The sequence below is a fragment of the Roseovarius gahaiensis genome (assembly GCF_011601345.1).
Taxonomy (GTDB): domain Bacteria; phylum Pseudomonadota; class Alphaproteobacteria; order Rhodobacterales; family Rhodobacteraceae; genus Roseovarius; species Roseovarius gahaiensis.
Genome location: NZ_JAAORB010000034.1, coordinates 1 through 24,003, shown reverse-complemented (window position 1 = coordinate 24,003; position 24,003 = coordinate 1). Strand labels below are relative to the sequence as shown.

General features: G+C 61.8%; 18 protein-coding genes and 1 riboswitch. Of the genes, 4 read left to right on the top strand and 14 right to left on the bottom strand.

Annotated elements, in window-relative coordinates; all coding sequences use genetic code 11:
* Positions 1–295: 295 nt before the first annotated feature.
* On the bottom strand, positions 296–1,510 hold the full coding sequence (locus HAT86_RS13500) for a TsoY family (seleno)protein (RefSeq protein WP_167198775.1): 1,215 nt from the start codon (positions 1,508–1,510) through the stop codon (positions 296–298).
* A 149-nt stretch (positions 1,511–1,659) separates the two neighbouring features.
* Between HAT86_RS13500 and HAT86_RS13495 the strand changes: the two genes are divergently transcribed.
* Complete coding sequence (locus HAT86_RS13495) at positions 1,660–2,052, top strand: hypothetical protein (protein WP_167198772.1); 393 nt, start codon at positions 1,660–1,662, stop codon at positions 2,050–2,052.
* Positions 2,053–2,073: 21 nt separating this feature from the next.
* On the opposite strand, the gene cobN is transcribed toward HAT86_RS13495, so the two are convergent.
* From cobN to HAT86_RS13480, 3 genes are all read right to left on the bottom strand, one after another.
* A complete protein-coding gene (gene cobN / locus HAT86_RS13490) occupies positions 2,074–5,787 on the bottom strand; it encodes a cobaltochelatase subunit CobN (protein WP_167198769.1) in 3,714 nt (1,237 codons plus the stop codon).
* A 76-nt stretch (positions 5,788–5,863) separates the two neighbouring features.
* On the bottom strand, positions 5,864–6,931 hold the full coding sequence (gene cobW, locus HAT86_RS13485; protein ID WP_167198813.1) for a cobalamin biosynthesis protein CobW: 1,068 nt from the start codon (positions 6,929–6,931) through the stop codon (positions 5,864–5,866).
* Positions 6,932–6,999: 68 nt separating this feature from the next.
* Entirely contained in the window at positions 7,000–7,644 is a 645-nt protein-coding gene (locus HAT86_RS13480) for a HupE/UreJ family protein (RefSeq protein ID WP_167198766.1), read from the bottom strand.
* Positions 7,645–7,763: 119 nt separating this feature from the next.
* Positions 7,764–7,984, bottom strand: a riboswitch (cobalamin riboswitch).
* 302 nt (positions 7,985–8,286) lie between these two features.
* Between HAT86_RS13480 and smc the strand changes: the two genes are divergently transcribed.
* Together smc and HAT86_RS13470 are read left to right on the top strand one after the other, a co-directional pair.
* Positions 8,287–11,742, top strand: a complete 3,456-nt coding sequence (smc, locus tag HAT86_RS13475; protein WP_167198810.1) for a chromosome segregation protein SMC — start codon at positions 8,287–8,289, stop codon at positions 11,740–11,742.
* Between the two features lie 448 nt (positions 11,743–12,190).
* Complete coding sequence (locus HAT86_RS13470; protein WP_167198763.1) at positions 12,191–12,784, top strand: hypothetical protein; 594 nt, start codon at positions 12,191–12,193, stop codon at positions 12,782–12,784.
* A gap of 14 nt (positions 12,785–12,798) precedes the next feature.
* On the opposite strand, the gene HAT86_RS13465 is transcribed toward HAT86_RS13470, so the two are convergent.
* From HAT86_RS13465 to HAT86_RS13450, 4 genes are read right to left on the bottom strand one after another with little or no spacing between them, the layout of a single operon-like run.
* Positions 12,799–13,971, bottom strand: coding sequence for a lytic murein transglycosylase (locus HAT86_RS13465; RefSeq protein ID WP_167198760.1), 1,173 nt, complete (start codon positions 13,969–13,971; stop codon positions 12,799–12,801).
* 36 nt (positions 13,972–14,007) lie between these two features.
* Positions 14,008–14,928 (bottom strand): adenosylcobinamide-phosphate synthase CbiB, encoded by a 921-nt coding sequence (gene cbiB, locus HAT86_RS13460; RefSeq protein ID WP_167198757.1) that lies wholly within the window; start codon positions 14,926–14,928, stop codon positions 14,008–14,010.
* The gene (cobD, locus tag HAT86_RS13455) at positions 14,925–15,860 is read right to left on the bottom strand and encodes a threonine-phosphate decarboxylase CobD (protein WP_167198754.1); all 936 of its coding nucleotides are present in this window, start codon (positions 15,858–15,860) and stop codon (positions 14,925–14,927) included. The genes cbiB and cobD overlap by 4 nt, the downstream gene beginning before the upstream one ends.
* A 3-nt stretch (positions 15,861–15,863) precedes the next feature.
* Complete coding sequence (locus HAT86_RS13450) at positions 15,864–16,238, bottom strand: DUF1636 family protein (protein ID WP_167198751.1); 375 nt, start codon at positions 16,236–16,238, stop codon at positions 15,864–15,866.
* A 196-nt stretch (positions 16,239–16,434) separates the two neighbouring features.
* On the opposite strand from HAT86_RS13450, the gene HAT86_RS13445 reads away from it, so the two are divergent.
* Complete coding sequence (locus tag HAT86_RS13445) at positions 16,435–16,800, top strand: response regulator (RefSeq protein ID WP_167198748.1); 366 nt, start codon at positions 16,435–16,437, stop codon at positions 16,798–16,800.
* 35 nt (positions 16,801–16,835) lie between these two features.
* Here the strand turns inward: HAT86_RS13445 and HAT86_RS13440 are convergent, their stop codons facing one another.
* The 6 genes from HAT86_RS13440 to hydA all read right to left on the bottom strand — a co-directional run bounded on the left by HAT86_RS13440 (position 16,836) and on the right by hydA (position 23,879).
* On the bottom strand, positions 16,836–18,317 hold the full coding sequence (locus tag HAT86_RS13440) for a D-alanyl-D-alanine carboxypeptidase family protein (protein WP_167198746.1): 1,482 nt from the start codon (positions 18,315–18,317) through the stop codon (positions 16,836–16,838).
* Positions 18,318–18,570: 253 nt separating this feature from the next.
* A complete protein-coding gene (locus HAT86_RS13435) occupies positions 18,571–19,572 on the bottom strand; it encodes an ABC transporter substrate-binding protein (protein WP_331272550.1) in 1,002 nt (333 codons plus the stop codon).
* A 42-nt stretch (positions 19,573–19,614) separates the two neighbouring features.
* On the bottom strand, positions 19,615–20,460 hold the full coding sequence (locus HAT86_RS13430; protein WP_167198743.1) for an ABC transporter permease: 846 nt from the start codon (positions 20,458–20,460) through the stop codon (positions 19,615–19,617).
* The gene (locus HAT86_RS13425; RefSeq protein ID WP_196780609.1) at positions 20,460–21,332 is read right to left on the bottom strand and encodes an ABC transporter permease; all 873 of its coding nucleotides are present in this window, start codon (positions 21,330–21,332) and stop codon (positions 20,460–20,462) included. The genes HAT86_RS13430 and HAT86_RS13425 overlap by 1 nt, the downstream gene beginning before the upstream one ends.
* 201 nt (positions 21,333–21,533) lie before the next feature.
* Positions 21,534–22,319 carry an ABC transporter ATP-binding protein gene (locus HAT86_RS13420; protein ID WP_167198737.1) on the bottom strand — a complete coding sequence of 262 codons (786 nt, stop codon included), beginning with the start codon at positions 22,317–22,319 and terminating at the stop codon, positions 21,534–21,536.
* A 96-nt stretch (positions 22,320–22,415) separates the two neighbouring features.
* Positions 22,416–23,879, bottom strand: coding sequence for a dihydropyrimidinase (hydA, locus tag HAT86_RS13415; RefSeq protein ID WP_167198732.1), 1,464 nt, complete (start codon positions 23,877–23,879; stop codon positions 22,416–22,418).
* Between the last annotated feature and the right edge of the window lie 124 nt (positions 23,880–24,003).

Here is a 24,003-nt window from a genome sequence, read left to right as displayed (position 1 = left end):
CGCGGGGTCAAGGGCCGCAGGCCCGCCGCGCATCGCCGGGCCGCCCCCACGGCACGGCGATTGGGTTGGTCATGGCACATAGATCAGAAGTTACGCGCCAGTGGCTGGTATAAAGTGCATCAGCCCAGAGGGTGGATCGCCGCACCGCGGCCCGTCGCTGTGCGGCTCATGATTTCATGTCCAGCAAGGGCTCGAAGCGGTCATCGCGCTCCGAGCCCCTGGTGAAACGTGCATCATTTACTGCAAGCGGCTGGTCGGGCAGGGCCGCCCTTTGAAGCTTCGCTTTGGGGTCAGGTCATTCCGCCGCCACTGGCGCAGGTGTTCCGCGTGGGGTGAAGTGTTTGCGGTTCAGGCGCAGCACCAGCCAGATCATCGAGACCTGTGCCGCAATCGCAATCGCTGTCAGCCCCCAAAAGGCCGGGCTGAACTTATCGATCACACCGGCCTCGACCAGCCCTTTGTTGATAAAGAATTGCATCATCACCGAAAAGGCCACGCCGGGACAGATCAAAGCATAAGAACCCGCCGACGCCTTGGGGCCGCCGATGAACTCGGACCAATAGCCCTGACGCTTCAGCACCAGCAGGCCAAGCGCCAAAAACAACACCTCGATCGCCAGTAGGCGTGACAGGAAGATCAGCGTTTCGCCCGGTGTGCCATGGGCGTCGAAAGCCACATGAAGCCCGTGGTTTTGGCGCATGAACAAAATGCCCAAAACGGTCACGATCGGCACGACGACCATCAGGGTCGGCCCGGCCTCTTTCGCGGTGCCGTGATGCAGCATCGAATTGAAACCGGTGATCGCCGCGACCAGCGTATAGATGATCGCCGTGATCCCAAAAAACGTGCTGAGGACAAGGCTGATCCCGACGGTGACAGTGTTGCCGCTCATGGCCGAGGGTGCGGCAAGGCCGACACCAACCATGGCGATGGCAAAGGCCGGCAAAAGCTGTGCAAAAGAATTGTGAGCTGTGACGTCAAAAACCCCACCTTTGGTCAGGACACGGCCAAGGAAATCGCCGATCAGGGCAAAGGCCCAGATGCCAAGCCCCAAAAACGCCAGCAATGCCATTGGAAACAGATATTCCACGATCCCCCACAGACCCGGCACAAAGACCAACCCGATGATGAAACCCACATTGATCGTCATGGCGCTGGCAAGGGGCGCGGCCAGTAAAGTGGTTTCCCCGTTGCTGGCGCGCAGGGCGCTATAGGCTTCAGTTTTGCGAAACGCGCTGAAGGCAGAAAAGTTCCAGATCAGAGATTTGACGTTCAGAAACGCCATGGCGGCAATGCCGACCATGGCAACCACAATCGCCGCCTGCATGGCCGCGCTGCCCGAAGAAAAGGCGCTTGCGATATCTTCAAACACCGGAACGGGGCGGCCTTCGTGGGGCACCCAGAACATCAAATACATGAAAAACGTGACCACCAGACCGCCCGCGCCAAGCGAGGCGAGGAAGTATAGCGGCGAATAGCTGTCGGCGGGGCGCATTGGAGTTTGCGACATCGGTGTACTCCTGAACATTCACATTCTAAATTCAGAATATAATATACATTCCAAAATCGATATGTATCTGGGGTGGAATGTCGCGGGGGTGGCAGGAGGCCGAATTTGCGCTAATGGTTTGTTAACCAAGGCGCGGCAAGCTGCGCCGCATGATGCGTGTTGCCCTGCCTGTTCTGCTGGTTTTGACCTTGGTCGCTTGCGATACCCCCGGTCCGGGCTTTCGCGGGATTGACCCGGTGCGGATTTCTGTGGGCAAAAGCACATTTGACGTGCGCGTCGATGGCAGGCGAGCGCAGGCGATCCGGCTGAACATGGAATGGGCGCCGCGCCCTGCCGCCGTAGCCCCGCGTGCGGTGGCGGCCATCGAGCAGGTCAGCGGCTGCCGCGTGGCGCGGCTGGACGGGGATCAAGCGGTTATTCTGGCCAAGCTGGAGTGTGGAACAGACACAGCCCCTCGCCGCCCCGGTCCGCGCGCCTTTGATTGCGAGGTGGAGCCGCTGGGCGGCGGGCTGGCTGATCTGACGTGCCGGCCAGTGATTTGACGCATCATCCAAATGCCTGATCTATTCGGCTGCGCCTTTGATCGCCGCCTCAATCCGCGCCCGGGCCGAGTTTGAGCGCGGCAACCAAAGCCCCCGGTCCATTGCCTCTTGCAAGCGCTCGGCCATCTCGCGCAGGGCCGGGGCGTTGTGGGCTTCGATAAATTCGCGGGTGTCCTCGTCTTCCAAAAAGGCCGCTTCCACCATGTCGAAATGGTGATTGCGCACTGCCCCCGTGGTCGCGGCGAAGGCAAAGAGGTAATCCACGGTCGCGGCCATTTCGAACGCGCCCTTATACCCATGACGCTTGACGCCTTCGATCCACTTGGGGTTCACCACGCGCGACCGGACGACGCGGCCGATCTCGTCCTCCAGCGTGCGGATCACCGGGCGTTCGGGGCGGGAATGATCGTTGTGGTAAATTGGCCTGTCCTGGCCTTGCAATGTGCTGACCGCTGCCGCGGCACCGCCCTCGAACTGGTAATAATCGTCGCTGTCCAGAACGTCGTGTTCGCGGTTGTCTTGGTTTTGCACAATGGCTTCGGTTTGGCGCAGGCGGGCCTCAAAGCCTGCACGGTCTGCCCGGCCCTCTTCAGCCGCGCCATAGGCATAGCTGCCCCATGTCAGGTAGGCTTCGGCCAGATCGGCCTTGTCGGCCCATAGCCGTTCATCGATCATCGCCTGCAACCCGGCCCCATAGGCGCCGGGTTTGGCACCATAGACCCGCGCGCTGGTGCCCTCAGAGCGGGCGCGGGCGGCGGCGGGGTTCAGATCGTCGGGTTCGTCCATGTGCATTACCGCGCGCGCGGCGCTGTCGAACAGCGCGATCAACTGCGGAAAGGCATCCCGGAAAAAACCCGAGATGCGCAGTGTCACATCCACACGCGGGCGGCCAAGCACACCTTGGGGCAGCACCTCAAATCCGGTGACCCGGCGGTTGGCCGCATCCCATTTCGGTTTGACGCCCATCAATGCCATCGCTTGTGCGATATCATCCCCGCCGGTGCGCATATTGGCGGTGCCCCATGCCGTCAAAAGCATCGTGCGCGGCCAGTCACCATGGGTTTGAAGGTGCTTTTCGATCAGCAGATTGGCGGATTTCCAGCCCAAGGCCCATGCGGTTGGGGTGGGCACGGCACGGCTGTCGACGCTGTAGAAGTTGCGGCCAGTGGGCAGTGTATCCAACCGCCCCCGCGTCGGCGCACCGGAAGGGCCGGGTTGCACGAAACGCCCTGCAAGGGCGGTGAGCAGCCCGCCCCCTTCGCCGGGGCCACAGGCACGCAGGGTGGGGTGCACATGGGTTTCGGCATAGGCCATCACCGCGCGGCTCATCGGCCCTTGCGGGTCCGCTTCGCCCTGCATCAGCCGGATCGCCAGTTCCTCCAGCCGTTCGACCGTGTCGCCGTTGCTGCGCCATGGGTCTGTGGTAATCTCTTGCAGGCTGGCGGGCTTTGGCCCGGTCCACGCTGCGGCCATGTCGCAATCCAGTGGGTCAAACCCAAGGTCGTGATCTTCGGCCAAGGCGCGGATCAACGACGCATCGTGGCCCTTGCCGTCACCACGCGGGACACGCAGCAGGGCAATCGCAAGGTCACGCTCCTGCACGCCCTCGGGCGATTGCCCGAAGATATGCAGCCCGTCACGAATCTGGGCCTCTTTCAATTCGCACAGATAGGCATCCAGCTTGGCCAAGTCGGTGTCTTCATCCTCCCCGGTCAGCCCGACATCCTGATCCAACCCGGTGGCCGCACTGAGTGACAGGATCTCGCGCCGCAGATAGTCGATCCGACGGGGATCGACGCCTGCGGCCTCGTAATATTCGTCAACCAGCGCCTCTAGATCGCGCAGCGGGCCATAGGTTTCGGCGCGTGTCAGGGGGGGCGTCAGGTGGTCGATGATCACCGCCTGCGCGCGGCGCTTGGCCTGCGTGCCCTCGCCGGGATCGTTGACGATAAAGGGGTAGACATGTGGCATCGGCCCCAGAACAGCCTCGGGCCAGCAGGTCTGAGACAGGGCCAGCGCCTTGCCCGGCAGCCATTCAAGGTTGCCGTGCTTGCCCATATGCACAATCGCCTGCGCGCCGAACTGGCGACGCAGCCAGATGTAGAAGGCCAGATAATTATGCGGCGGTACCAGATCGGGTGAATGGTAGGTATCGGTTGGGTCGATGTTATAGCCGCGTGCGGGTTGCACGCCGACGACAACGTTGCCGAATTCCAGCACAGATAGGGCGAAGTGCCCGCAATCCACGTCGCAGGGGACAAAGAACGGGTCGGCCTCGGGCGCGCCCCACCGGCTTTGCATGGCGTCGCGCAACTCCCACGGAAGTTGGGCGTATTCTATCTGATAGTCCGCCATCGACAGGCGCACGCCGCCGTGGCGGCTGGCGCGGTCGGTCAACCAGTTGGTCGGGCCCGCCATTACGGCCTGCATCAAGGCATCACTGTCAGCGGGCGGATCGGTGACGCGATAGCCCGCGTCTTGTAACAGGCGCAGCACATGAACCGTGCCCGCCGGTGTATCAAGGCCCACACCATTGGCCAGCCGCCCATCCTTGTTGGGATAGTTGGCCAGCACCAGTGCGACCTTGCGCTGCGCTTCGGGGGTATGGCGCAGATTGGCCCAGTTGCGCGCCAGCTGCGCGACGAATTCAACGCGGTCGCCTTGCGCGCGATACGTCGCGATCGGACATTCGGTGGCCTCGTCAAAAAACGCCTCGCCCTTGAAGCTGACCGCGCGCGACAGAACCCGCCCATCCACTTCGGGCAGGGCCACGTTCATGGCGATATCGCGGGCCGACAGGCCGGTCAGGCCATCGGCCCACGCCTCTTCGCTGGAGCCGGCCAAGACCACCTGAAATACCGGCGCACCTTGCGCGGCGGGCATGGTTAGCGGATTGGTCGGGCTGTCATCGCCATCATGCGGAGAGCCCACCGCAAAGGCGGTGCAATTCAGGATGACCGAGGGTGGCGCGGCGGTGAACAGATGCTCAAGCGTGGCGACCGAAACCGGATCTTTCAGCGAGGCGACAAATACCGGCATCGGGTTCAGGCCCGCGCGCAGCAGGGATTTCACAAGGCGGTTGATCGGGTTCAGCCCCGCGCCTTGCACAAGCGCGCGGTAGAACACCAAAGGCACAACCGGGGCATCCTTGTGCCATGCCGCCTGCGCAGCCGTCAGATCGGCCACGCCCGCGCCGGGCCAGTAGACGCCCGCGCGCAGCAGCGGGCTGGCCGCGATAGGTTTTTCGCCGCCGTCCAGCATGGCGCGGGTGTAGCTTAGGAAATTGGTGGCGTTTTCCGGCCCGCCCTCGACCAGATAGGCCCAAAGCGCGTCATAATCTTGGTCGTCCACCGTGGACAGGCCGCGCAATTCTGCGTCGGGCTTGTCGTCGCCCGGCAACAGGGCCAGTGGCACACCGGCCTCATACAGGCGGGCGGCGTATTGTTCGGCCCCGTATTTCCAATAGCCCACACCGCCCAGAACCCGCGCCACCACCAGCCGGGACCGGGTGGCGCAGTGATCAAGATGCAGGTCAACCGACATCGGGTGCTGCAGATGGGCCAGATTGGCCAGCCGCAAACCGGGGGGCGCGGCCATGTCCGAGCGCGCCTGCGACAGCGCGGCAAGGTCGGTGTCCGCTGCCGAGATAAACACCACGTCGGCGGGCGTCTGGCCCAGATCGACGGGCTCTTGCCCATCGTCGATAGAGCCGGGTGTGGCGGCCAGCAGGTGCATCCGTGTCAGACCTTTCGCATGGGGCGGCGTGGCGCCATTGAGTATTTAGGGAACAATGAAGCGCAGGCCCGGCAAATCAGGCCGACAGCGCCTGTTCAATCGCATCGCGGTTCAAACCGGATTGCCCGATGACGACCAGCCGCGTTTCACGCGGGTCAGCGCCAAAGGGGCGGTCAAAATAGCTGTCGACGCGTGGCCCGACGGCTTGCAGTGTCAGGCGCATCGGTTTGCCCGTCACAGCCGCAAAGCCCTTGAGGCGCAGGATGTCATGATCGCGGATTACCTTGGCGAGCTGTTCGGCAAAGGCAGCGGGATCGGTGATTTCATCGCGGCTGACGACAAAGGATTCAAACGCATCGTGATCATGATCGTGATGGTGGTGATCGTCGTCATGATCATCGTGATGATCGTCATCATGGTGATGGTGGACCTCGTGACGTGCGTCCATGTCGCCTTCGGCGCCGATGCCTTGACCCAGCAAAACATCGACCGGCAGCGCGCCCATGACGGATGTGACAACCTGAACGCCATCGCGGCTGTCGGATTTTAGTTTGCTGACGAGGGCAGCGGCGTCATCCTCGCCCAAAAGGTCGGCCTTGTTGACCACGATCATGTCGGCACAAGCCACCTGATCGGCGAACAACTCAGACAGCGGTGTTTCGTGATCAAGGTTGTCGTCCTGTGCGCGTTGCGCATCGACTGCGGCCACGTCATGGGCAAAGCGGCCCTCGGACACGGCCTTGCCGTCAACGACTGTCACCACGCCGTCGACTGTCACGCGTGTGGAAATCTCGGGCCAGTTGAAAGCGCGCACCAAGGGTTGCGGCAGGGCAAGGCCGGAGGTTTCGATTACGATGTGATCGGGGGCGTTTGGGCGATCCAGCAGTTTTTGCATGGTGGGAATGAAATCATCGGCCACGGTACAACAGATGCAGCCATTGCTGAGTTCCATCACGTCATCTTCGGCGCAGCCTTCGATTCCGCAGCCTTTCAGGATGCCACCATCGACACCCAGATCGCCGAATTCGTTGATGATCAGCGCGATGCGCTTGCCACCCGCGTTTTCAAGCATGTGACGGATTAACGTGGTCTTGCCAGCGCCAAGAAAGCCCGTGACGACCGTGGCGGGAATTTTGCTGTTCAGCATGGAAGCACCTTATTGCAAAGAAAAAGGCGGCCCGCGCCGGGGCCGCCTATCCGGATTTGGTCAGGTTAGCCCGCGATCATAGAAACCAGCGGGCCTTCGACGATTTCGAGGCTCAGGAACAGGCCAACACCGGCCACCATGGCCCCGGCCAGTCGCGCGTTGATGGCCGATGCTTCGGTCGCGCCAAAGATTTTCTCGACGACCCAGCCGGCGGCGATGGCGATGGCGTATTGAACGACGCCCAGACCGATCAGGTAGCCCAGCAGAACGGCGGTATTCACGCCGCCTTCTTGTGCGGCGATGCTGCCACCAAAGGCCGAGCCGTGAAACAGGCCGAACGCGGCAAAAAGCGCAATCGCGGTGCCGGTGCCAAGCGCGCGGCCCGACAGGACAATGCCGCCCATAGCCAGCAGCGAAATCACGATCACGGTTTCCTGCATCGGCATCGCAACGCCGGCATACATCAGGCCGCACCCGACCAGCATGGCGGCGATATAGCCCGCCGGGGCCAGCATACGCTGCGTGGTGAACAGCGCGGCAATGCCCATCGCGACCACAAAGAACATGTGGTCAAAGCCCAGCACCGGATGGCCGAAACCGGACATCAAGCCGTGCATGAAGGTTTCCATTGGCATGCCATCCAGTGGGTGATGCGCCAAGGCGGGAGTTGCGGCCAGCGTGGCTGCGGCGACTGCAAAGAGTTTTTTCATTTTCTGTCCCCTTAGGGTTGTATCTTTGAAGGGGGGTCGTCGGAGGGGCCAGCGGATACACTCCGCCTGTTGGTTGGTCCCCCAACGGAACACCCCGTCCGTTGTTTCCTTGTCCGGGTGCGTGCACCCGTAGCGTGGCCGGTCTCCTGGCTCGCGGGTCATTGCGGTCGCCGCCCTTCCCGGGGAATTCCCCAGTGGACATCCGGCGCACGCTCTCCGCTTACAGTCGCGGGGGCGGCTGACGCATGGGCGCCCTAACTGGGTCCGCCGTCACGTCATTCCCTGTTTCATCCCCGATGCTTTGCACCTTTGGTGGGGAACCACACACCATATGGTATGGCGAGACGGGAAGGTTCCGTCAAGGACGATTGCGACCATCACCGGCGTCTTCGCGCCATTGCAAGGCCGCGATCAAAGGCTTGTGCGGTGTGTTGCGCAGTTGGTCGTCACTCAGAATCACTGTCTCAAAGGGTGCGCGCTGTTGCGGCGGTTGAGCCGAAATGAATGCGAGAATCAGCCGATTTCACATATATCTTGTGGATAACTGGGGTGCGACGCCCATATTGTGGGGTTTGAAGTTGACAGGAGCAGCGGCCGCCCGTCACATTTCCCGTCACATTGGAATCATGTCCCGAGGTGCCTTTGCAGTTTACCAAGCTCAGACTGACCGGCTTCAAAAGCTTTGTCGACCCGACCGACCTGCACATTGCACAGGGTCTGACTGGCGTCGTCGGGCCAAACGGCTGCGGCAAGTCGAACCTGCTTGAGGCGCTGCGCTGGGTCATGGGCGAAAACCGCCCAACGGCCATGCGGGGTGGGGGCATGGAGGATGTGATTTTTGCCGGGGCGGCCTCGCGCCCGGCGCGCAATTTTGCCGAAGTCGCATTACAGCTCGACAATTCCGACAGGTTGGCCCCGGCCGGATTCAACGATGCCGACACGCTGGATATCATCCGCCGGATCACCCGCGATGTCGGCAGTGCCTACAAGGTCAACGGCAAGGACGTGCGCGCGCGCGACGTGCAAATGTTGTTTGCCGATGCCTCGACCGGGGCGCATTCCCCGGCGCTGGTGCGGCAGGGGCAGATTTCCGAACTGATCAACGCCAAACCCAAGGCCCGCCGTCGCATTCTTGAGGAAGCCGCCGGTATCTCGGGGCTGTATCAGCGGCGTCACGAGGCCGAGTTGAAGTTGAAAGGTGCCGAGCAAAACCTGACCCGTGTCGATGATGTGATCGAACAATTGGCTGCGCAATTGGCGCAACTGGCCCGGCAGGCCCGGCAGGCGGCCCGCTATCGCGCCATTGGTGAAGACCTGCGGCAAGCTGAAGGGCTTTTGCTGTATCGCCGCTGGAAAGAGGCCGACGAGGCCCGCGCCCGCGCCGAAGACGAATTGCGAAATCGCACCACCGCCGCATCACAGGCCGAAGCCGCGGCGCGCGCCGCTGCGAAAGAGCGGGCCAAGGCAGAAGATGCCCTGCCGTCCTTGCGCGAGGAAGAGGCAATTGCCGCCGCCATCCTGCAACGCTTGCAAGTGCAGCGCGATGCCTTGGCCGAGCAAGAGGAAAGCGCCCGCTCCCGTATTGAAACGCTGCAAAACCGGATCGACCAACTGAGCCGGGACATCGACCGTGAGTCCGGCCTCAACCGAGATGCGGGTGAAACCATCGAACGGCTGGAATGGGAGGCCCGAGAACTGGCCAAGGCCAGTGAAGGGCAAGAGGAGCGGCTGGCCGCCGCTGCCGAGGCATCGCGAGAGGCGGCGCAGATTTTGCAGGATCGCGAAACCGAGTTGAGCCAATTGACCGAAGATGTGGCCCGCCTTGCCGCGCGTCATCAATCGGCGCAGAGATTTGTAGAGGATAGCCGCAAAACCCTGCAAAAAAGCGAGGCCGAGGCCGAGCGCGCCCGCAGTGCCGCACAATCCGCCAAGGATGCGTTGGCGCGGGCTGGGCAGGATTACGAGGCCGCCCAAACCGCCGAGGCCACAGCGCTCAAGGCTGCTGAAACCGCCGAGGAAACCCTGAACGCCGCTGAAAATGCCCGCGCCGAAACGCAAGCGCGTGAAACAACGGCACGCGCAGAGCGGTCCGAGGCCGAGGGCGAGGTTAATGCCCTGTCGGCCGAGGTGACGGCACTTGCGCGGCTGGTGGATCGCGACACCGCCGAGGGGGGGCAGATCCTTGATCGGTTGCAGGTCGAGCAAGGCTTTGAAAAGGCTCTGGGGGCGGCGCTTGCCGACGATCTGCGCGCGCCCGAGGTTGACGAGGATGGCCCCTCGGGGTGGATGGTGATGCCGGGTTATCAGGCCGCGCAAACCCTGCCCGACGGCGTGACCGCGTTGACCAACCATGTGTCGGTGCCCGAAGTGCTGGCGCGGCGGATGTTCCAGATTGGTCTGGTCGAGGCCGAGGACGGCCCGCGTCTTCAGCCCTTGTTGAAGCCCGGTCAACGCCTTGTCACCCGTGAAGGTGACCTGTGGCGTTGGGATGGGTATCGCGCGTGGGCCGAAGATGCGCCATCGGCGGCGGCCTTGCGTCTGCAACAGTTGAACCGTCTGGAAGAGCTGAAGCAGGAACTGGCACATGCCACCGCGCGCGCCGAGGGCGCCGCTGGGGCGCATGAAACCCTGCGCGCACGGCTGACTGAGTTGGCCGAGGCCGACAAACAGGCCCGCGAGGCCCGCCGCGCTGCCGATGCCGATCTCAATCAGGCCAACCGCGCCCTAAGCCGGGCCGAGGCCGACCGCAATCTTGCGCAGTCCAAGCTGGAATCGATGGGCCTTGCCGTCACCCGCCACGAACAAGAGGCACTGGCCGCGCGCACGCAATTGGCTGAGGCGGAAAAAGGTCTGCAGGATCTGGGCGATCTGGAGGCCGCGCGTGCACGGGCCGAAGACGTCAAGATGACGGTCGAAGCCGCCCGCATGACGATGATGGCCAAGCGTTCGCAGCATGACGAGGTGCGCCGCGAGGGTGAGGCGCGCACCCGTCGCGCCCAAGAAGTGACCAAAGAACTCAGCGGCTGGCGGCACCGTTTGGACACCGCTGAAAAACGCAGCGCCGAACTGGCCGAACGCAAGGCTGCCTCCGAAGTGGAGCTGTCCGAGGCCACAGCCGCCCCCGAAGACATCGCTGCAAAACGCGCGGAGCTTAGCGCCGAGATTGAACGCGCGGAGGCGCGCCGCGCGCAAGCCGCCGATACCCTGTCCGCCGCCGAGGGGGCCGCGCGCGAAGCGGTGGCAGGCGAACGCGATGCCGAACGCACAGCGTCTGAGGCCCGCGAGGCCCGCGCCCGGTCCGAGGCGCGCTGCGATGCGGCCCGCGATGCGCAGGCCTATGCCGCCGAACGCATTGCCGATGAACAGGACACGACGCCGGAAAACTTGCTGGAGCAGCTTCAGGCCGATCCGGACAACATGCCGGCCTCAGATGCGATCGAGGCCGATGTGAACCGCCTGAAGCGCCAGCGCGATGCGTTGGGGGCCGTCAACCTGCGGGCCGAGGAAGACGCCCGTGAAGTGCAGGAAGAACATGACAGCCTTGTTTCGGAAAAGGCCGATCTTGAGGGCGCAATTCGCGAATTGCGCAACGGCATCGCCAGCCTGAACCGCGAGGGCCGCGAACGCCTGCTGACGGCGTTCGAGCAGGTGAATTCGAACTTCTCGATGCTGTTCATGCATCTTTTTGGCGGCGGCGAGGCCAATCTTGTCATGGTCGAAAGCGACGATCCGCTGGATGCCGGACTGGAAATCATGTGCCAGCCGCCGGGCAAGAAACTGGCGACGCTATCGCTTTTGTCCGGGGGGGAGCAGACCCTGACCGCGCTTGCGCTGATCTTTGCCGTGTTCTTGGCCAATCCCGCGCCGATCTGCGTGCTGGACGAGGTCGACGCGCCGCTTGACGATGCCAATGTGGGCCGGTTCTGCGACATGCTGGACGAAATGTGCCGCCGCACTGAAACCCGGTTCCTGATCATCACCCACCACGCCGTCACCATGAGCCGCATGGACCGCCTATTTGGCGTCACCATGGCCGAACAAGGCGTTAGCCAACTGGTTTCGGTCGATCTTAAAAAGGCCGAGGCGATGGTGGCGTGATCGAAAAAATTTTCGCTACTTTTTAACATTTCCTTCAGCGTAGCCCTCGATTGTAATCCCGCTGTGACCTATCGCAGCGGAAGGAGGTGGGGACACTGACCGAAAGGAACTTCCGAAGATGGATGGTTGCGATTGCTGCGGGAACGCTGATGGTTGCAATCATTCGGCTTTGGCTAGGGCGGTGATGCCCTGACAAAGAAAGACCCGGCAGAGCGGCAACTCTGCCGGGTCACCTGTTCAGTGAAGACACTGACAGAACTTCCGATGTGGCCATCATCATGCGTAAGGATTGCGAAAAAGTAAAGACGGGTCGGATGCGCTTGGTTAACGGGCTTGGTCTCTCTCCATAACATCCCCGTGGGGTCTGTTTCGGCAATCTCGACAAATCCTGCACCGCCGAGTAGGTGAGTTTGCAAATAGGGGTTACAGGTCAGGATCATATCAGCCCATGCCGGTTTTCATGCGCTTCCTTGCTTTGCTTGGCCTTATGGCCCTGTCCGCCTGTGCCACCCCCCGTGCAGATGGCCCGCCGCCGCCGGGCACCGCGCAGGATGTGGCGCGGCTGGAGCAGGCGGTCCTGTCGCTGGGGGCTGAGGTTGACCCCGAAGAAGCGCAGCGCGCGGCGCGCATCGCATATGAACACACTCACCAATTGGCGCGCGAATACCAGATCACCGACCCGGCGATTATCCATAACACCAAGGTCAACATGGGGCTAAAGCCGCGCGGCCTGTGCTGGCATTGGGCCAAGGATATGGAAACCCGGCTGAACGCTGAAAACTTCCAGACCTTGCAAATGCATCGCGCGATTGCCAACGCCAAAAACCCCATTCTTTTGGAACACAGCACCGTGATCCTAAGCCAACAGGGCGACAGCATGTTTGACGGGATCGTTCTGGATCCTTGGCGTAAGGGCGGGGAATTGTTCTGGTCCCCCACGCTGAAGGATCGCCGCTATAACTGGCATCCGCGCGCCGAAATTCTGGCGTGGAAACTGGGCCACGACCGGGCGCAGCAATTGCTGGAAGGCGCGGGCGGCTAGGCTGGTTGCCCTGTTTACAACCTGTTGAGCAAATCGCGTGTCGGCCACGCATCAGCGGGCAAGCCCAGCTTTTGCTGGATGTCCTGCACAGAGGCACGGGTGCCCGCGCCCAAAATGCCGTCGATCTTGCCCACGTCATAGCCGCGCGCGGCCAGCTTGCGTTGCAGGTCTTTCATCTGTTCTGCGGACAGTCCCGGCGCGGGGTTGCCTGCCTCGAACACCGGCGCACCTTCAAGCCGGTTGGCAAAATAGGCCGCTGTCAAAACATAGACGAAACTTTGGTTCCATTCGAAATACACACGGAAATTCGGATAGGCCAAAAACGCTGGCCCGCCACGGCCCTGTGGCACCAGCAGGCTGGCGGGCAAGTCGTCCGCTATGTCGTCGTGTCGGGGCCGAACCCCCATGGCTGCCCAGTCGGCCCCCGGTTTTTGTGTGCGCAACCCGGTTTGTGCCCAATCCATGTTGTCCGGCAGTGTGACTTCTTGCAGCCAAGGTTCCCCGGCGCGCCAGCCCAGATGGCTGAGCATTTTTGCCCCCGACATCAGCGCATCCGGGGCCGAGGTTTTCAGGCTGACATGCCCGTCGCCGTCCCCATCCACGCCATTGTCCAGAATGTCCTGCGGCAGCATTTGCACCATGCCGATCTCACCGGCCCAAGCGCCGGTGGTCCGGGTGGGGCTGAAATCGCCTTGTTCGAACAGTTTTAGCGCGGCAAAAATCTGCGGGCGGAACAGGTCGGGGCGGCGGCAATCATGCGACAGGGTGACAAGCGCATTGAGCGTGTTGAAATCCCCCTGAAACGCGCCGTAATCGGTTTCAAACGCCCAAAACGCCAGCAGAACGCCGCGATTGATGCCGTAGGTCTGCTCAATCCGGTTGAACACGTCATCATAGGTTTGCGCCATTTGGCGGCCCTTTTGCAGGCGGCCCGCGCTGATCAGGCGGCGGGCAAAATCGACAAACGGCATCTGAAAGACACCCTGCCGCCGGTCGGCCTTGATCACCGCCGGGTCTTGGCGCACCGGCGCAAAGAATTGGGCCACCGTGTCGGGCGCATGGCCGCGCGCTATGGCCTCTTGCTTTAGGTCGTCGACAAAACCCGCAAAACTGCCACCGCAGCTTTGCGCGCTGACAGCTTGCGGGATAGCAAGCCCAAGGCTGATAATAAATGCAAGCACACGCATGATGAAATTCCCTAGCAAAGTCCCTTTAAGGTCAGCCTAAAGGGCGGCGCCCAAAACGGCCAGCACCACCACAAACGCCAGACCTGCGCCCCATGTCCGCCACAGCGCGATGCAGGCGGCTTCGATCTGTGGTGCGCCGATGTCTTTTTGGCCAAAGCCATGAACCCACGGAAAATGCTGAACCGTGCCGTCATAGGATCGTGGCCCCGATAGCGCCACGTTCAGGGCGCGGGCCATGGCGGCTTCGGGCCATCCGGCATTGGGCGACCGGTGCAGCCGGGCATCTGCAACGATGGCGCGCCATCCCTGCAAACCACGATGCGTCGCGGCGATCAAAAGTGCCGTCAGCCGTGCGGGGATCACGTTTAGCACGTCATCAAACCGCGCCGCCGCCCAGCCAAAGGCCTCATAGCGTTCGGTCCGGTAGCCGATCATCGAGTCTGCGGTGTTGGCGATCTTGTAGATCAACAGCCCCGGCAGCCCCGCCACCAGAAACCAGAACGCCGGGGCAATCACGCCATCGCTCAGGTTTTCAGCCGCTGATTCAATCGCTGCGCGGGCGATGTCGGGCCTGTCCATCCCGGCGGTGTCGCGCCCCACAATCATGCCGACGGCGCGCCGCCCCTCGGCCACTGACATGCGCAGCGCATCGGCCACCGCGCGCACATGGTCCACCAAAGACCGTTGTGCCAGCAAAACGGCGACCACGATGATCTCAAGCGGCCAGCCAAACAGGCCAAGCGCCATGCCAAGCATGGCGGCCCCCAGGACCAGCAGGGCCAGTGCCGCCGCCCCCTTGGCCCGGCGCGCGGTGCCATTGTTCAGCCGCTCCTCAAGCCAACCAACGGCCCGTCCCATGAGCACCGCCGGGTGGGGCAGGCGGCCCCAAATCCAGCGCGGCTCGCCCAGAAGGGCATCCAGAACCATGGCGAAACTCAATACAAACGCGGTGCTCATAACGCGGCCTCCAGCCTGTGCCACTGATCCGGCGCGGGTAGGCCAAGGCGCAGCCAGTGCCGGGAATAAGGAAAGATACGGCTCCAGATATGGTGTTTGGCCAGTTGGGTTTGCAAGCCCTTGGCATCGTCAACGCCATACAGGCGAAACAGCGGGCAGCCGCCTTCAACCGTGGCGCCCGTGCGCGTTACAAGCTGATCCAGCCGGTCGGCATCGGCGGACAGCCGGTTGCGCGTTGCAGTGGCCCATGCCTGATCGCACAATGCCTTGTGTCCGATTTCCAGCGCCGGGCCAGAGACGGGCCACGGCCCCAGCAGATCGGCCAGCCGGTTGATCGTGTCGGGTGTGGCAATGGCAAAGCCCAACCGCAGCCCGGCCAACCCCCAGAACTTGCCGAAACTTTTCAGGACCACCACACCGGGCCGTGCCGCGTGGCCCACAAGCGACCGGTCCGGCGCGACATCGGCGAAACTTTCGTCGATGATCGTCAGCGGCACGGTTAACGCATCTGAGTCATACCAGTGTCCAGTCGGGTTGTTGGGATGCACGATGACCTTGGCGTCGGGATGGTCCTTGCCAAGGGTCCAGCCATGCGCGGCAAATGCGGCGGCATGTTCGTTGTAGGTTGGGGTGGGAATGTGTGCCCGGCCTGCCGGGGCCAATGTGGGCAGGTTGGCGATCAGGCTCGAAGCGCCCGGCGCGGCCAGTATTTCGGCCCCGTCGGGCACCTGCCAGAACTCTCGCGCGGCGGTGATCAATGCGGTTTGCGCCGCGTGGTCGGGCAGGGCCGTCCAGACATCGAGGGCCAATGCAGGGATCGGGTAGGCCACCGGGTTGATGCCGGTCGACAGGTCAATCCAATTGGCGCGCGCCCCGCCATACTGCGCCACGGCAGCATCCAGCCCACCGCCATGATCGCGATGGTTGCGCACCCCTCAGCCCTCGGTTTTGGGCAGGGGGGGGTGGCGGGTGACGAAATGGCCCTTCACGCCTTGCGGCCACTGCCGGAAGGGGACTTGTCCATTTGCGCTTTCGGCGTGCAGCTCGGCATAGTCCACGATGGCGGCTGCACTGTCGGCGTCCGGCGTGAACCTGCCAAGGGTATAGGCCAGCTTGCCCTCAGCCTGAATCGCCACGTTGCAGCCATGGCTGCAGCCCATCAGGCACGACACCCGCCGGGTTTTCACGCCACGGCCTTTGGCATGGCTTTCGACCAAGTCGGCCATGTCCTCGCCATGGGGGCGGGAATGAGTTGCGGCATCCCAATCTTCCCCTTTGCAAGTGTCGCATATCGTGATCCAAGTGGTCATCTGTAAGTCTCCTGAACGCTGGTCGCCTTTGAACCGGGATTCGGTCAGCAAGACAAGCGGGGTCTTGCCGGTTTTGTCCGCCTGTCGCCAAGACGGGCGGAAAATGCTGAACTGTGGCGCGTTTGCGCTTAGTATGTCGTAATAGGTGGTGGATAAGCTCGGTGTAGGTCCGTGCGCTGTCCGATTTGGAGTTAAAATGAATGTCCTGATTGTCGAGAGCTCACCGGATCTTGGCCATGTCTGGCAAAGGCATCTGGAACGGCAGGGAATAACGGTTCGTCTTGAGCATGGTCAATCCGGGGCCGCTGCGGCCTTGTCTGCGCAACGCTTCGAGGTGATCATACTGAACCTTGTGCTGAACGAAGGCAGCGCCTTGGCCGTCGCCGATCTGGCCAGCTACCGCCATCCGCAAACGCAGGTGATCTTTGTCACGAACACATCGTTCTTTTCTGATGGGTCAGTCTTTGCACTCAGCGCGAATGCGCGCGCTTTTGTCCAAAGCGATACCCCACCCGAAGATTTGGTGGCGATGGTCGAACATTACGGGCGCATCGCAATCTGACGCCGCGCCCGGTTGTTCACCCCCAAACAGAGCGTTTATGCCCCGCCACCGGGTTGGATCATGAAACAGGTGATCTGCTTGGCCTGCAATCGACGGCAGGCCAGATCGGCGGTTTCGCGTGTCAGCCCCATGAAGTTGGCGTCAAACCCGGTGGGCCGCTTTACGACCTTCCGCAGGCTTCCGTCCAAGGTGCTCATTTCGTTCAGCGCGGTTTTCAGCAAGATCTTGCGCGCTTTGTATTGGCTGGGATAGCGGCCAACATTTATGCCCCAATTGCGCCCCCCCGATGTGGACACGCGTGTCACGACCTCTTGCACCGGGTCGGGCTTGGGCTCTTCTAGACGTGCCAGAACCAAATCTTTGGGGCGCGGCTGTGGGTTCACCTTGGGCAGCGGCGCTTGGGCCGATCCCGTGGCCACTGTCGCGTCGGCCTCCGGCGTGACCTCGGCCGTGATGTCTGCCACGACCTCAACGTTTTGTGCCGCTAGAATGGCCTGTTCGATATCGTCTTTGGCTGCCAGCACGACCGGGGCTTCGGGTTCGGTCACGCGGCGGGCTTGCGGGCGCAGGCTGCGTTTGACGGCGGCGGCGGCGACCAGACGGACCTTCTTGCCGTACCCGCCGGGTGTGCCTTCGCCAGCCCCGATCTTGCCCATGTAGGGCGGGCGGGCCGGGCGATGCAGCGCAACGCGGGTGGGAGCACGGCGAAAGCCCATATCCAGGAGTTCGGCCACTTTGGCATTGCGTGTCGCGGTCGACCGCCCGCCAAATACCGTTGCGATGATGCGTTCGCTGCCGCGCTCGGCGCTGGCGGTGAGGTTGAACCCCGCCGCGCGAGTGTATCCGGTTTTGATCCCATCCGCGCCGCGATAGCTGCCCAGCAGCCTACGGTTGGTGTGATAGACCTTTCGCACGCCCGCATCAGCGGTGATGCGTGAAAACAGGTTGTAATAGTCGGGATAGTCGTAAAACAGATGCCGCCCCATTACCGTCATGTCACGGGCGGTCGACAAATGGCCTCTTTCGGTCAGGCCGTGGGCGTTCTTGAAGGTGGTGCGCGTCATGCCAAGCGCCTTGGCGGTGCGGTTCATGCGGCGCGCAAACCGTGCCTCGGAGCCTTCGATCGCCTCGGCCAAAGCGGTGGCCGCATCGTTGGCTGATTTCACCGCGGCCGCCCGGATCAGATAGCGCAGCCGGATCGTTTGCCCGCTGCGCAAGCCCAGCTTGCTGGGCGGCTCGCTTGCGGCGTGGCTTGAGATTTTGACGGGGGTGTCCAAGCTTATCTCGCCGTTTTCGACGGCCTCGAACACGACATAAAGGGTCATCATCTTGGTCAAAGATGCGGGATGTAGCCGGGTGTCGGCGTTGCGTGCATGCAGCACTTCGCCTGATCTTGCGTCCATTACCAGTGCGGCATATGGGGCCGCCGCCGCGCTAAGCGGAACGATGATCATCATCCAAAACGTGGCAAATGCCACCAGCCCCCAGCGGATGGGCCGCCTGCTCCGATCCTTCATGGAACTACTCTTCTCTGCCTCTGATGCCGTCGATTTTTCGACTGACTTATTTTTGAATTGGTTCAAGGTTAGCATAAGGCGCGTTTTGGGGAAAGTGCTTATTTCACAAGGGTTTCACGCCAGTTCTTCAACATGTTGGGGTTGGGTTGTGTTTATACGCAACACAGGCGATTGCAGCAGGGGTGTGATATGCCCCAAAACAAAAGGCCGGGGCGGATTACCACCCGCCCCGGCAACTCAGATTGCAACAGGCTTAGTCGCCAAGCGCCTTGTCGCTGATCTCATGGGTCCACGCCGCATCCCCGGGATGTTCGGTGATCACCGGATCGGACCCGCCTGACAGCAACGAGTCGACCGTGCGTTCAAAATCCGCAGGGTCCAATGCGCCGTTCGATCCAGCCGTCAGCTTGGCCACCTCGCCCATCATACGCACTTGATGCTTTTCCGTCTGGGCACCGGTGGCATCATTGTCCAGAACGATCATCGCGGCGTCTTCTGGGTTTTCTTGGGCCCATTTCCAGCCTTTCATCGAGGCGCGTACAAAGCGCGCCAGCTTGTCCACCTCGGCGGGATCGTCCAGCTTGTCTTCGTGCACATAAAGACCGTCTTCCAGCGTCGCGACGCCTTGGTCCTCGTATTTGAAGGTGATCAGCTCGTCGGGTGTGATCCCGGCATCAATCACCTGCCAATACTCGTTATAGGTCATGGTCGAAATGCAATCGGCTTGGTCTTGTAGCAATGGATCCACGTTGAACCCCTGCTTGAGGACGGTCACACCCTCGTCGCCGCCTTCTGTCGAAATACCCAGTTGGCTCATCCAGCTAAGGAACGGAAATTCGTTGCCGAAAAACCAGACGCCCAAGGTGCGGCCCGGAAAATCCTCGGGGCCGTTCACGCCCGTGCTTTTCAGGCAGGTCAGCATCATGCCCGAGCTTTTGAAAGGCTGTGCGATATTGACCAGCGGCAGGCCCTTTTCACGGGCTGACAACGCGGCGGGCATCCATTCTACGGTTACATCCGCACCACCGCCGGCAATCACCTGTGTCGGCGCGATGTCGGGGCCACCCGGCTTGATCGTGACGTTCAGGTCTTCTTCGTCATAAAAACCCTTGTCCTGCGCTACGTAATATCCCGCAAACTGCGCCTGCGTGACCCATTTCAATTGCAGCGTCAGATCATCGGCGGCCTGCGCCATGCCCGCGCACAGGCTGGCGATGGCCAGCCCCAGTGATGTGGTCAGTGTTTTATGTGTCATTTTTAGTCTCCCGTGTTGAACTTTGTTTTTTGGTTATTTGCTTTAGCTGCGGCCCCGCTGTGAAGGGTGCCAGAATGTCAGCGCCTTCTCCAACAGGGCAATACCCCCGTAAAAGGCCGACCCGACAATCGCGGCCACGACGATTTCGGCCCAGACCAGATCCAGCGCCAATTGTCCCACCGAGGTGGAAATGCGAAAGCCCATGCCCTTGATGGGCGAGCCAAAGAATTCTGCCACGATTGCCCCGATCAAGGCCAGCGTGCTGGCGATTTTCAAACCATTGAAGATGAACGGCAAGGCTGCGGGTAGGCGCAATTTTAGAAGCGTCTTCCAGTATCCGGCGGCATAGGTGCGCATCAGGTCGCGTTGCATGGCGTCGGTATCGCTCAAGCCTTCGACCGTGTTCACCAGCATTGGAAAGAACACCATCACCACCACGACGGCCGCCTTAGACTGCCAGTCAAACCCGAACCACATCACCAGAATGGGGGCCATCCCGATGATTGGCAGGGCGGCCACGAAATTGCCCACCGGCAACAGCCCGCGTTTCAGGAAATCGAACCGGTCGACGGCGATGGCCATCACAAACGCCGCGCCGCAGCCCAGAACATAGCCGGTCAGCGCCCCTTTGATGACGGTCTGCACGAAATCCTGCCACAGGATATGTGTCTTGTCGGCGAAAGTCGCGGCGATCTGTGTGGGCGGCGGCAGCAAGACGGGCGAAATCTCAAGCCCGCGCACCAGCGCCTCCCATATGATCACGATGGTCAACCCGAAGATGACGGGCACAGCCAGCCGCGTCACCCGTGTCTTGGGCCGGTGTGACAGAACATGGTTCAGCCACCAGCCGCCGATCCACACCGCAAGGGCCAAAGCCAACCAAGCCATCACGCCATCCCCATTCGTTTCAACACGATGCGCTGCACCAGTCCGATCAGACCCACCAGACAGGCCGCCAATGTTGCAGCCATGATCAATGCACTCCAGATCTGTATCGTCTGGCCGTAATAGCTTCCGGCCAGCAGCCGCGCGCCCAGACCTGCCACCGCACCGGTGGGCAATTCACCCACGATGGCACCGACAAGGCTGGCCGCCATGCCGATTTTCAAAGAGGTGAACAGATAGGGCATCGAGGACGGCAAGCGCAGCTTCCAAAAGGTCTGTGTCGGCGTCGCATTCCATGTGCGCATCTGGTCCAGCTGCATCGGTCCGGGGCTGCGTAGCCCCTTGACCATACCAACGACCACCGGAAAGAACGAAAGATACATCGAAATCATGGCCTTGGGCAGCAGCCCCGAAATGCCCACCGCGTTCAAGACCACGATGATCATCGGCGCGATGGCCAGGATGGGAATGGTCTGGCTGGCGATGACCCATGGCATCACGCTCATATCCATTGTGCGATTGTAAACGATCCCGATGGCCAGTGCGATACCAAGCGCAGTGCCAAGCAAGAAGCCCAACCCCGTGGCGCTGAATGTGACCCAGCTGTGATAGATCAGCGACCGCTTGGAAAACCCCCGGCCCTTGGCCACCATTTCGCCGGTGGTGTTCCATAGCTCGGCCCCCACCTGATGCGGCGCGGGCAGCTTGGGTTTTTGCTGGCTCCATGTATCGCTGATCAGCTCCGAGGTGGTCAGGCTGACGCCCGCGCGCTCGGCCTTGTTATACGCCCACGGCGCGTTCAGCGCCACTGCGGCCGCATACCAAATGGCAAAGATCGCGGCGACAACGGTCAGGACGGGCACGATATTTCGCATCACGCGGCCCCTGTCTTCATTGTTCCTGAAATACTCAAACGCAGCGCGTAAATCCTAGGGCGGAATTTGAGTATTTTAAGAACAATGAAAGGATTCGGTGGTTCCATACCCCTGCGGTACAGGCTGGAGAGCCGATGACCGTGAACAGTGAAAGTCCCTCGCCCGGTCAAACGGGCGGGGGCGTGTCGTAGGGGGCTGCGTTCAAACGTCATCGCCATGCCCCGCGCGCAGGCCATCGCGGACGCGATGGGATATTTCGATGAACTCGGGCGTGTCGCGGATATCCAGCGGGCGCTCATGAGGTAGGGGGCTTTCGATCACGTCGGTGATGCGCCCGGGCCGGGGGGACATGACCACGATCTTGGTGCTCAGGTAGACTGCCTCGGGAATCGAGTGGGTGACGAAACATATTGTCTTGTGGGTGCTGTCCCAAAGCTGCAACAACTGCTCGTTCAGGTGGTCGCGCACGATCTCGTCCAGCGCACCAAAGGGTTCGTCCATCAGCAACAGGTCGGCGTCAAAGGCCAGCGCACGGGCGATGCTGGCCCGTTGCTGCATGCCGCCCGACAATTGCCAGGGGAATTTCTGCTCGAACCCGGCCAGATCGACAAGCGCCAGAACATCCTTGATGCGCCGGTCCTGCTCGGCCTTGGAGTAGCCCATGATCTCCAGTGGCAGGCGTATGTTGCCCCCGATGCTGCGCCACGGGTATAGCCCGGCGGCCTGAAACACATAGCCGTAGGCGCGGGCGCGGCGGGCCTCTTGCGGGCTGACGCCGTTCACCGTGATCGTACCGCCGGTGGGGTGTTCCAGATCGGCCATGCAGCGCAAAAAGGTGGTCTTGCCGCAGCCTGACGGCCCGATAAAGCTGACGAAATCGCCCTTTTCGATGTTCAGGCTCACACCCTTCAGCGCATGCACCGGCCCGTCATTTGTTTCAAAGGTCAGCGACAGATCGTTGGCGCTGATCACTGTATTTGTTGTCACTCTGCGTCCCTCGCTTGCATCGGCCCCATTGCGCCGTGCTGGCCTGGTCTTGTCAATGGGCGGCGCCCGCCGGAAGAGGGGCGCCGCGTGGTTTCTTTAGACCCCTGCCGGAATATTCATCGGGTCACGTTTGATCTGTTTGGGCGCGGTCAGCTCTTTCCACTTGCTCAGGGCGGTATGCGCCGAGGGGAAGGCAGGGCGGGGCACGAACCGGCCGCGTCCGGGCTGTGGCTGGCTGTTTTGCCCCCAAGCCCAGATCACCTCGCCGCGGCTGATGGTATAGCGCGCTTGCGCGCTGACCTCGAAGCCTTCGAACACGTTATAATCCAGAATCGAGTGGTGATTGCCGGGGCTGATTGTTTTGGAAATCTTCGGATCCCAAACCACGATATCGGCATCGGCCCCTTCCACAATCGCGCCCTTCTTGGGGTAGATGTTCAGGATTTTCGCCACATTGGTCGAGGTGGCCGCGACAAATTCATTCGGCGTCAGGCGGCCGGTTTCCACGCCGCGGGTCCAAAGAACGGCCAGCCGTTCTTCCACCCCGTTCGAGCCGTTGGGGATCTTAGTGAAATCGCCCACGCCCATACGCTTTTGCTCGGACGAGAAAGCGGCATGGTCCGTCGCCACCACTTGCAGCGAGCCCGCCTGCAACCCGGCCCACAGGCTGTCTTGGTGATCTTTGTTGCGGAAGGGGGGGCTCATGACGCGGCGTGCGGCGTGGTCCCAATCGGTGTTGAAATACTCGGTCTCGTCAAGTGTCAGGAATTGCACCAGCGGCTCGCCATAGACGCGCATACCTTTCTGGCGGGCGCGCCGGATCGCCTCATGCGCCTGTTCGCAACTGACATGCACGATATAAAGCGGCACGCCGGCGGCATCGGCGATCATGATCGCGCGATTGGCGGCCTCGCCTTCCACCTCGGGCGGGCGCGAATAGGCATGGCCTTCGGGGCCGGTGATGCCGCGTTCCAACATCTGGGCTTGCAGGTCGGCCACGATATCGCCGTTCTCGGCATGCACCATCGGTAGCGCGCCCAGCTCTTTGCAGCGCTTGAAGCTGGCGAACATCTCGTCATCTTCGATCATCAACGCGCCCTTGTAGGCCATGAAATGCTTGAAGCTGTTGACGCCCATGTCGACGGCATCCTTCATCTCATTGAAGATGGTTTCGTTCCAGCCGGTGATCGCCATGTGATAGCCGATATCGCTGCAAATCTGCGGGGCCGATTTGCGATGCCATTCGTTGATCGCGTTCTTGATCGACCCATCCGCGCCGGGCAGGCAGAAATCGACCAACATCGTCGTGCCGCCGCAGGCCGCGGCCCATGTCCCTGTCTCGAAGGTTTCGGCGGCGGTGGTGCCCATGAACGGCATTTCCATATGCGTGTGCGGGTCGATCCCGCCGGGGATCACATAGGCACCCTCGGCATCGATATATTCATCACCCTTAAGGTCCTCGCCAATCTGCTTGATCTTCTCGTCCTCGATCAGCACATCGGCCTTCCACGTGCGATCCGCCGTGCAGACGGTGCCGTTCTTGATGACTTTGGTGGTCATATCATGTCTCCCTGCTATTCAGTTATGCCCCGGCTTTCATTGTTCCCAAAATACTCCGGGGGAGTCGCAGCTTGCTGCGACGGGGGCAGCGCCCCCTGTTACTCGACGATCTCGGCGGTCTCGA

What these genes read in the sequence shown, in the direction of transcription:
- HAT86_RS13425 (WP_196780609.1), bottom strand. Translation starts at nt 21,332, where the DNA reads ATGCGAAATATCGTGCCCGTCCTGACCGTTGTCGCCGCGATCTTTGCC.
- cbiB (WP_167198757.1), bottom strand. Translation starts at nt 14,928, where the DNA reads ATGAGCACCGCGTTTGTATTGAGTTTCGCCATGGTTCTGGATGCCCTT.
- HAT86_RS13450 (WP_167198751.1), bottom strand. Translation starts at nt 16,238, where the DNA reads ATGACCACTTGGATCACGATATGCGACACTTGCAAAGGGGAAGATTGG.
- cobN (WP_167198769.1), bottom strand. Translation starts at nt 5,787, where the DNA reads ATGCACCTGCTGGCCGCCACACCCGGCTCTATCGACGATGGGCAAGAG.
- HAT86_RS13440 (WP_167198746.1), bottom strand. Translation starts at nt 18,317, where the DNA reads ATGAAGGATCGGAGCAGGCGGCCCATCCGCTGGGGGCTGGTGGCATTT.
- HAT86_RS13435 (WP_331272550.1), bottom strand. Translation starts at nt 19,572, where the DNA reads ATGACACATAAAACACTGACCACATCACTGGGGCTGGCCATCGCCAGC.
- HAT86_RS13480 (WP_167198766.1), bottom strand. Translation starts at nt 7,644, where the DNA reads ATGAAAAAACTCTTTGCAGTCGCCGCAGCCACGCTGGCCGCAACTCCC.
- HAT86_RS13465 (WP_167198760.1), bottom strand. Translation starts at nt 13,971, where the DNA reads ATGCGTGTGCTTGCATTTATTATCAGCCTTGGGCTTGCTATCCCGCAA.
- hydA (WP_167198732.1), bottom strand. Translation starts at nt 23,879, where the DNA reads ATGACCACCAAAGTCATCAAGAACGGCACCGTCTGCACGGCGGATCGC.
- HAT86_RS13495 (WP_167198772.1), top strand. Translation starts at nt 1,660, where the DNA reads ATGATGCGTGTTGCCCTGCCTGTTCTGCTGGTTTTGACCTTGGTCGCT.
- HAT86_RS13430 (WP_167198743.1), bottom strand. Translation starts at nt 20,460, where the DNA reads ATGGCTTGGTTGGCTTTGGCCCTTGCGGTGTGGATCGGCGGCTGGTGG.
- HAT86_RS13470 (WP_167198763.1), top strand. Translation starts at nt 12,191, where the DNA reads ATGCCGGTTTTCATGCGCTTCCTTGCTTTGCTTGGCCTTATGGCCCTG.
- HAT86_RS13445 (WP_167198748.1), top strand. Translation starts at nt 16,435, where the DNA reads ATGAATGTCCTGATTGTCGAGAGCTCACCGGATCTTGGCCATGTCTGG.
- HAT86_RS13500 (WP_167198775.1), bottom strand. Translation starts at nt 1,510, where the DNA reads ATGTCGCAAACTCCAATGCGCCCCGCCGACAGCTATTCGCCGCTATAC.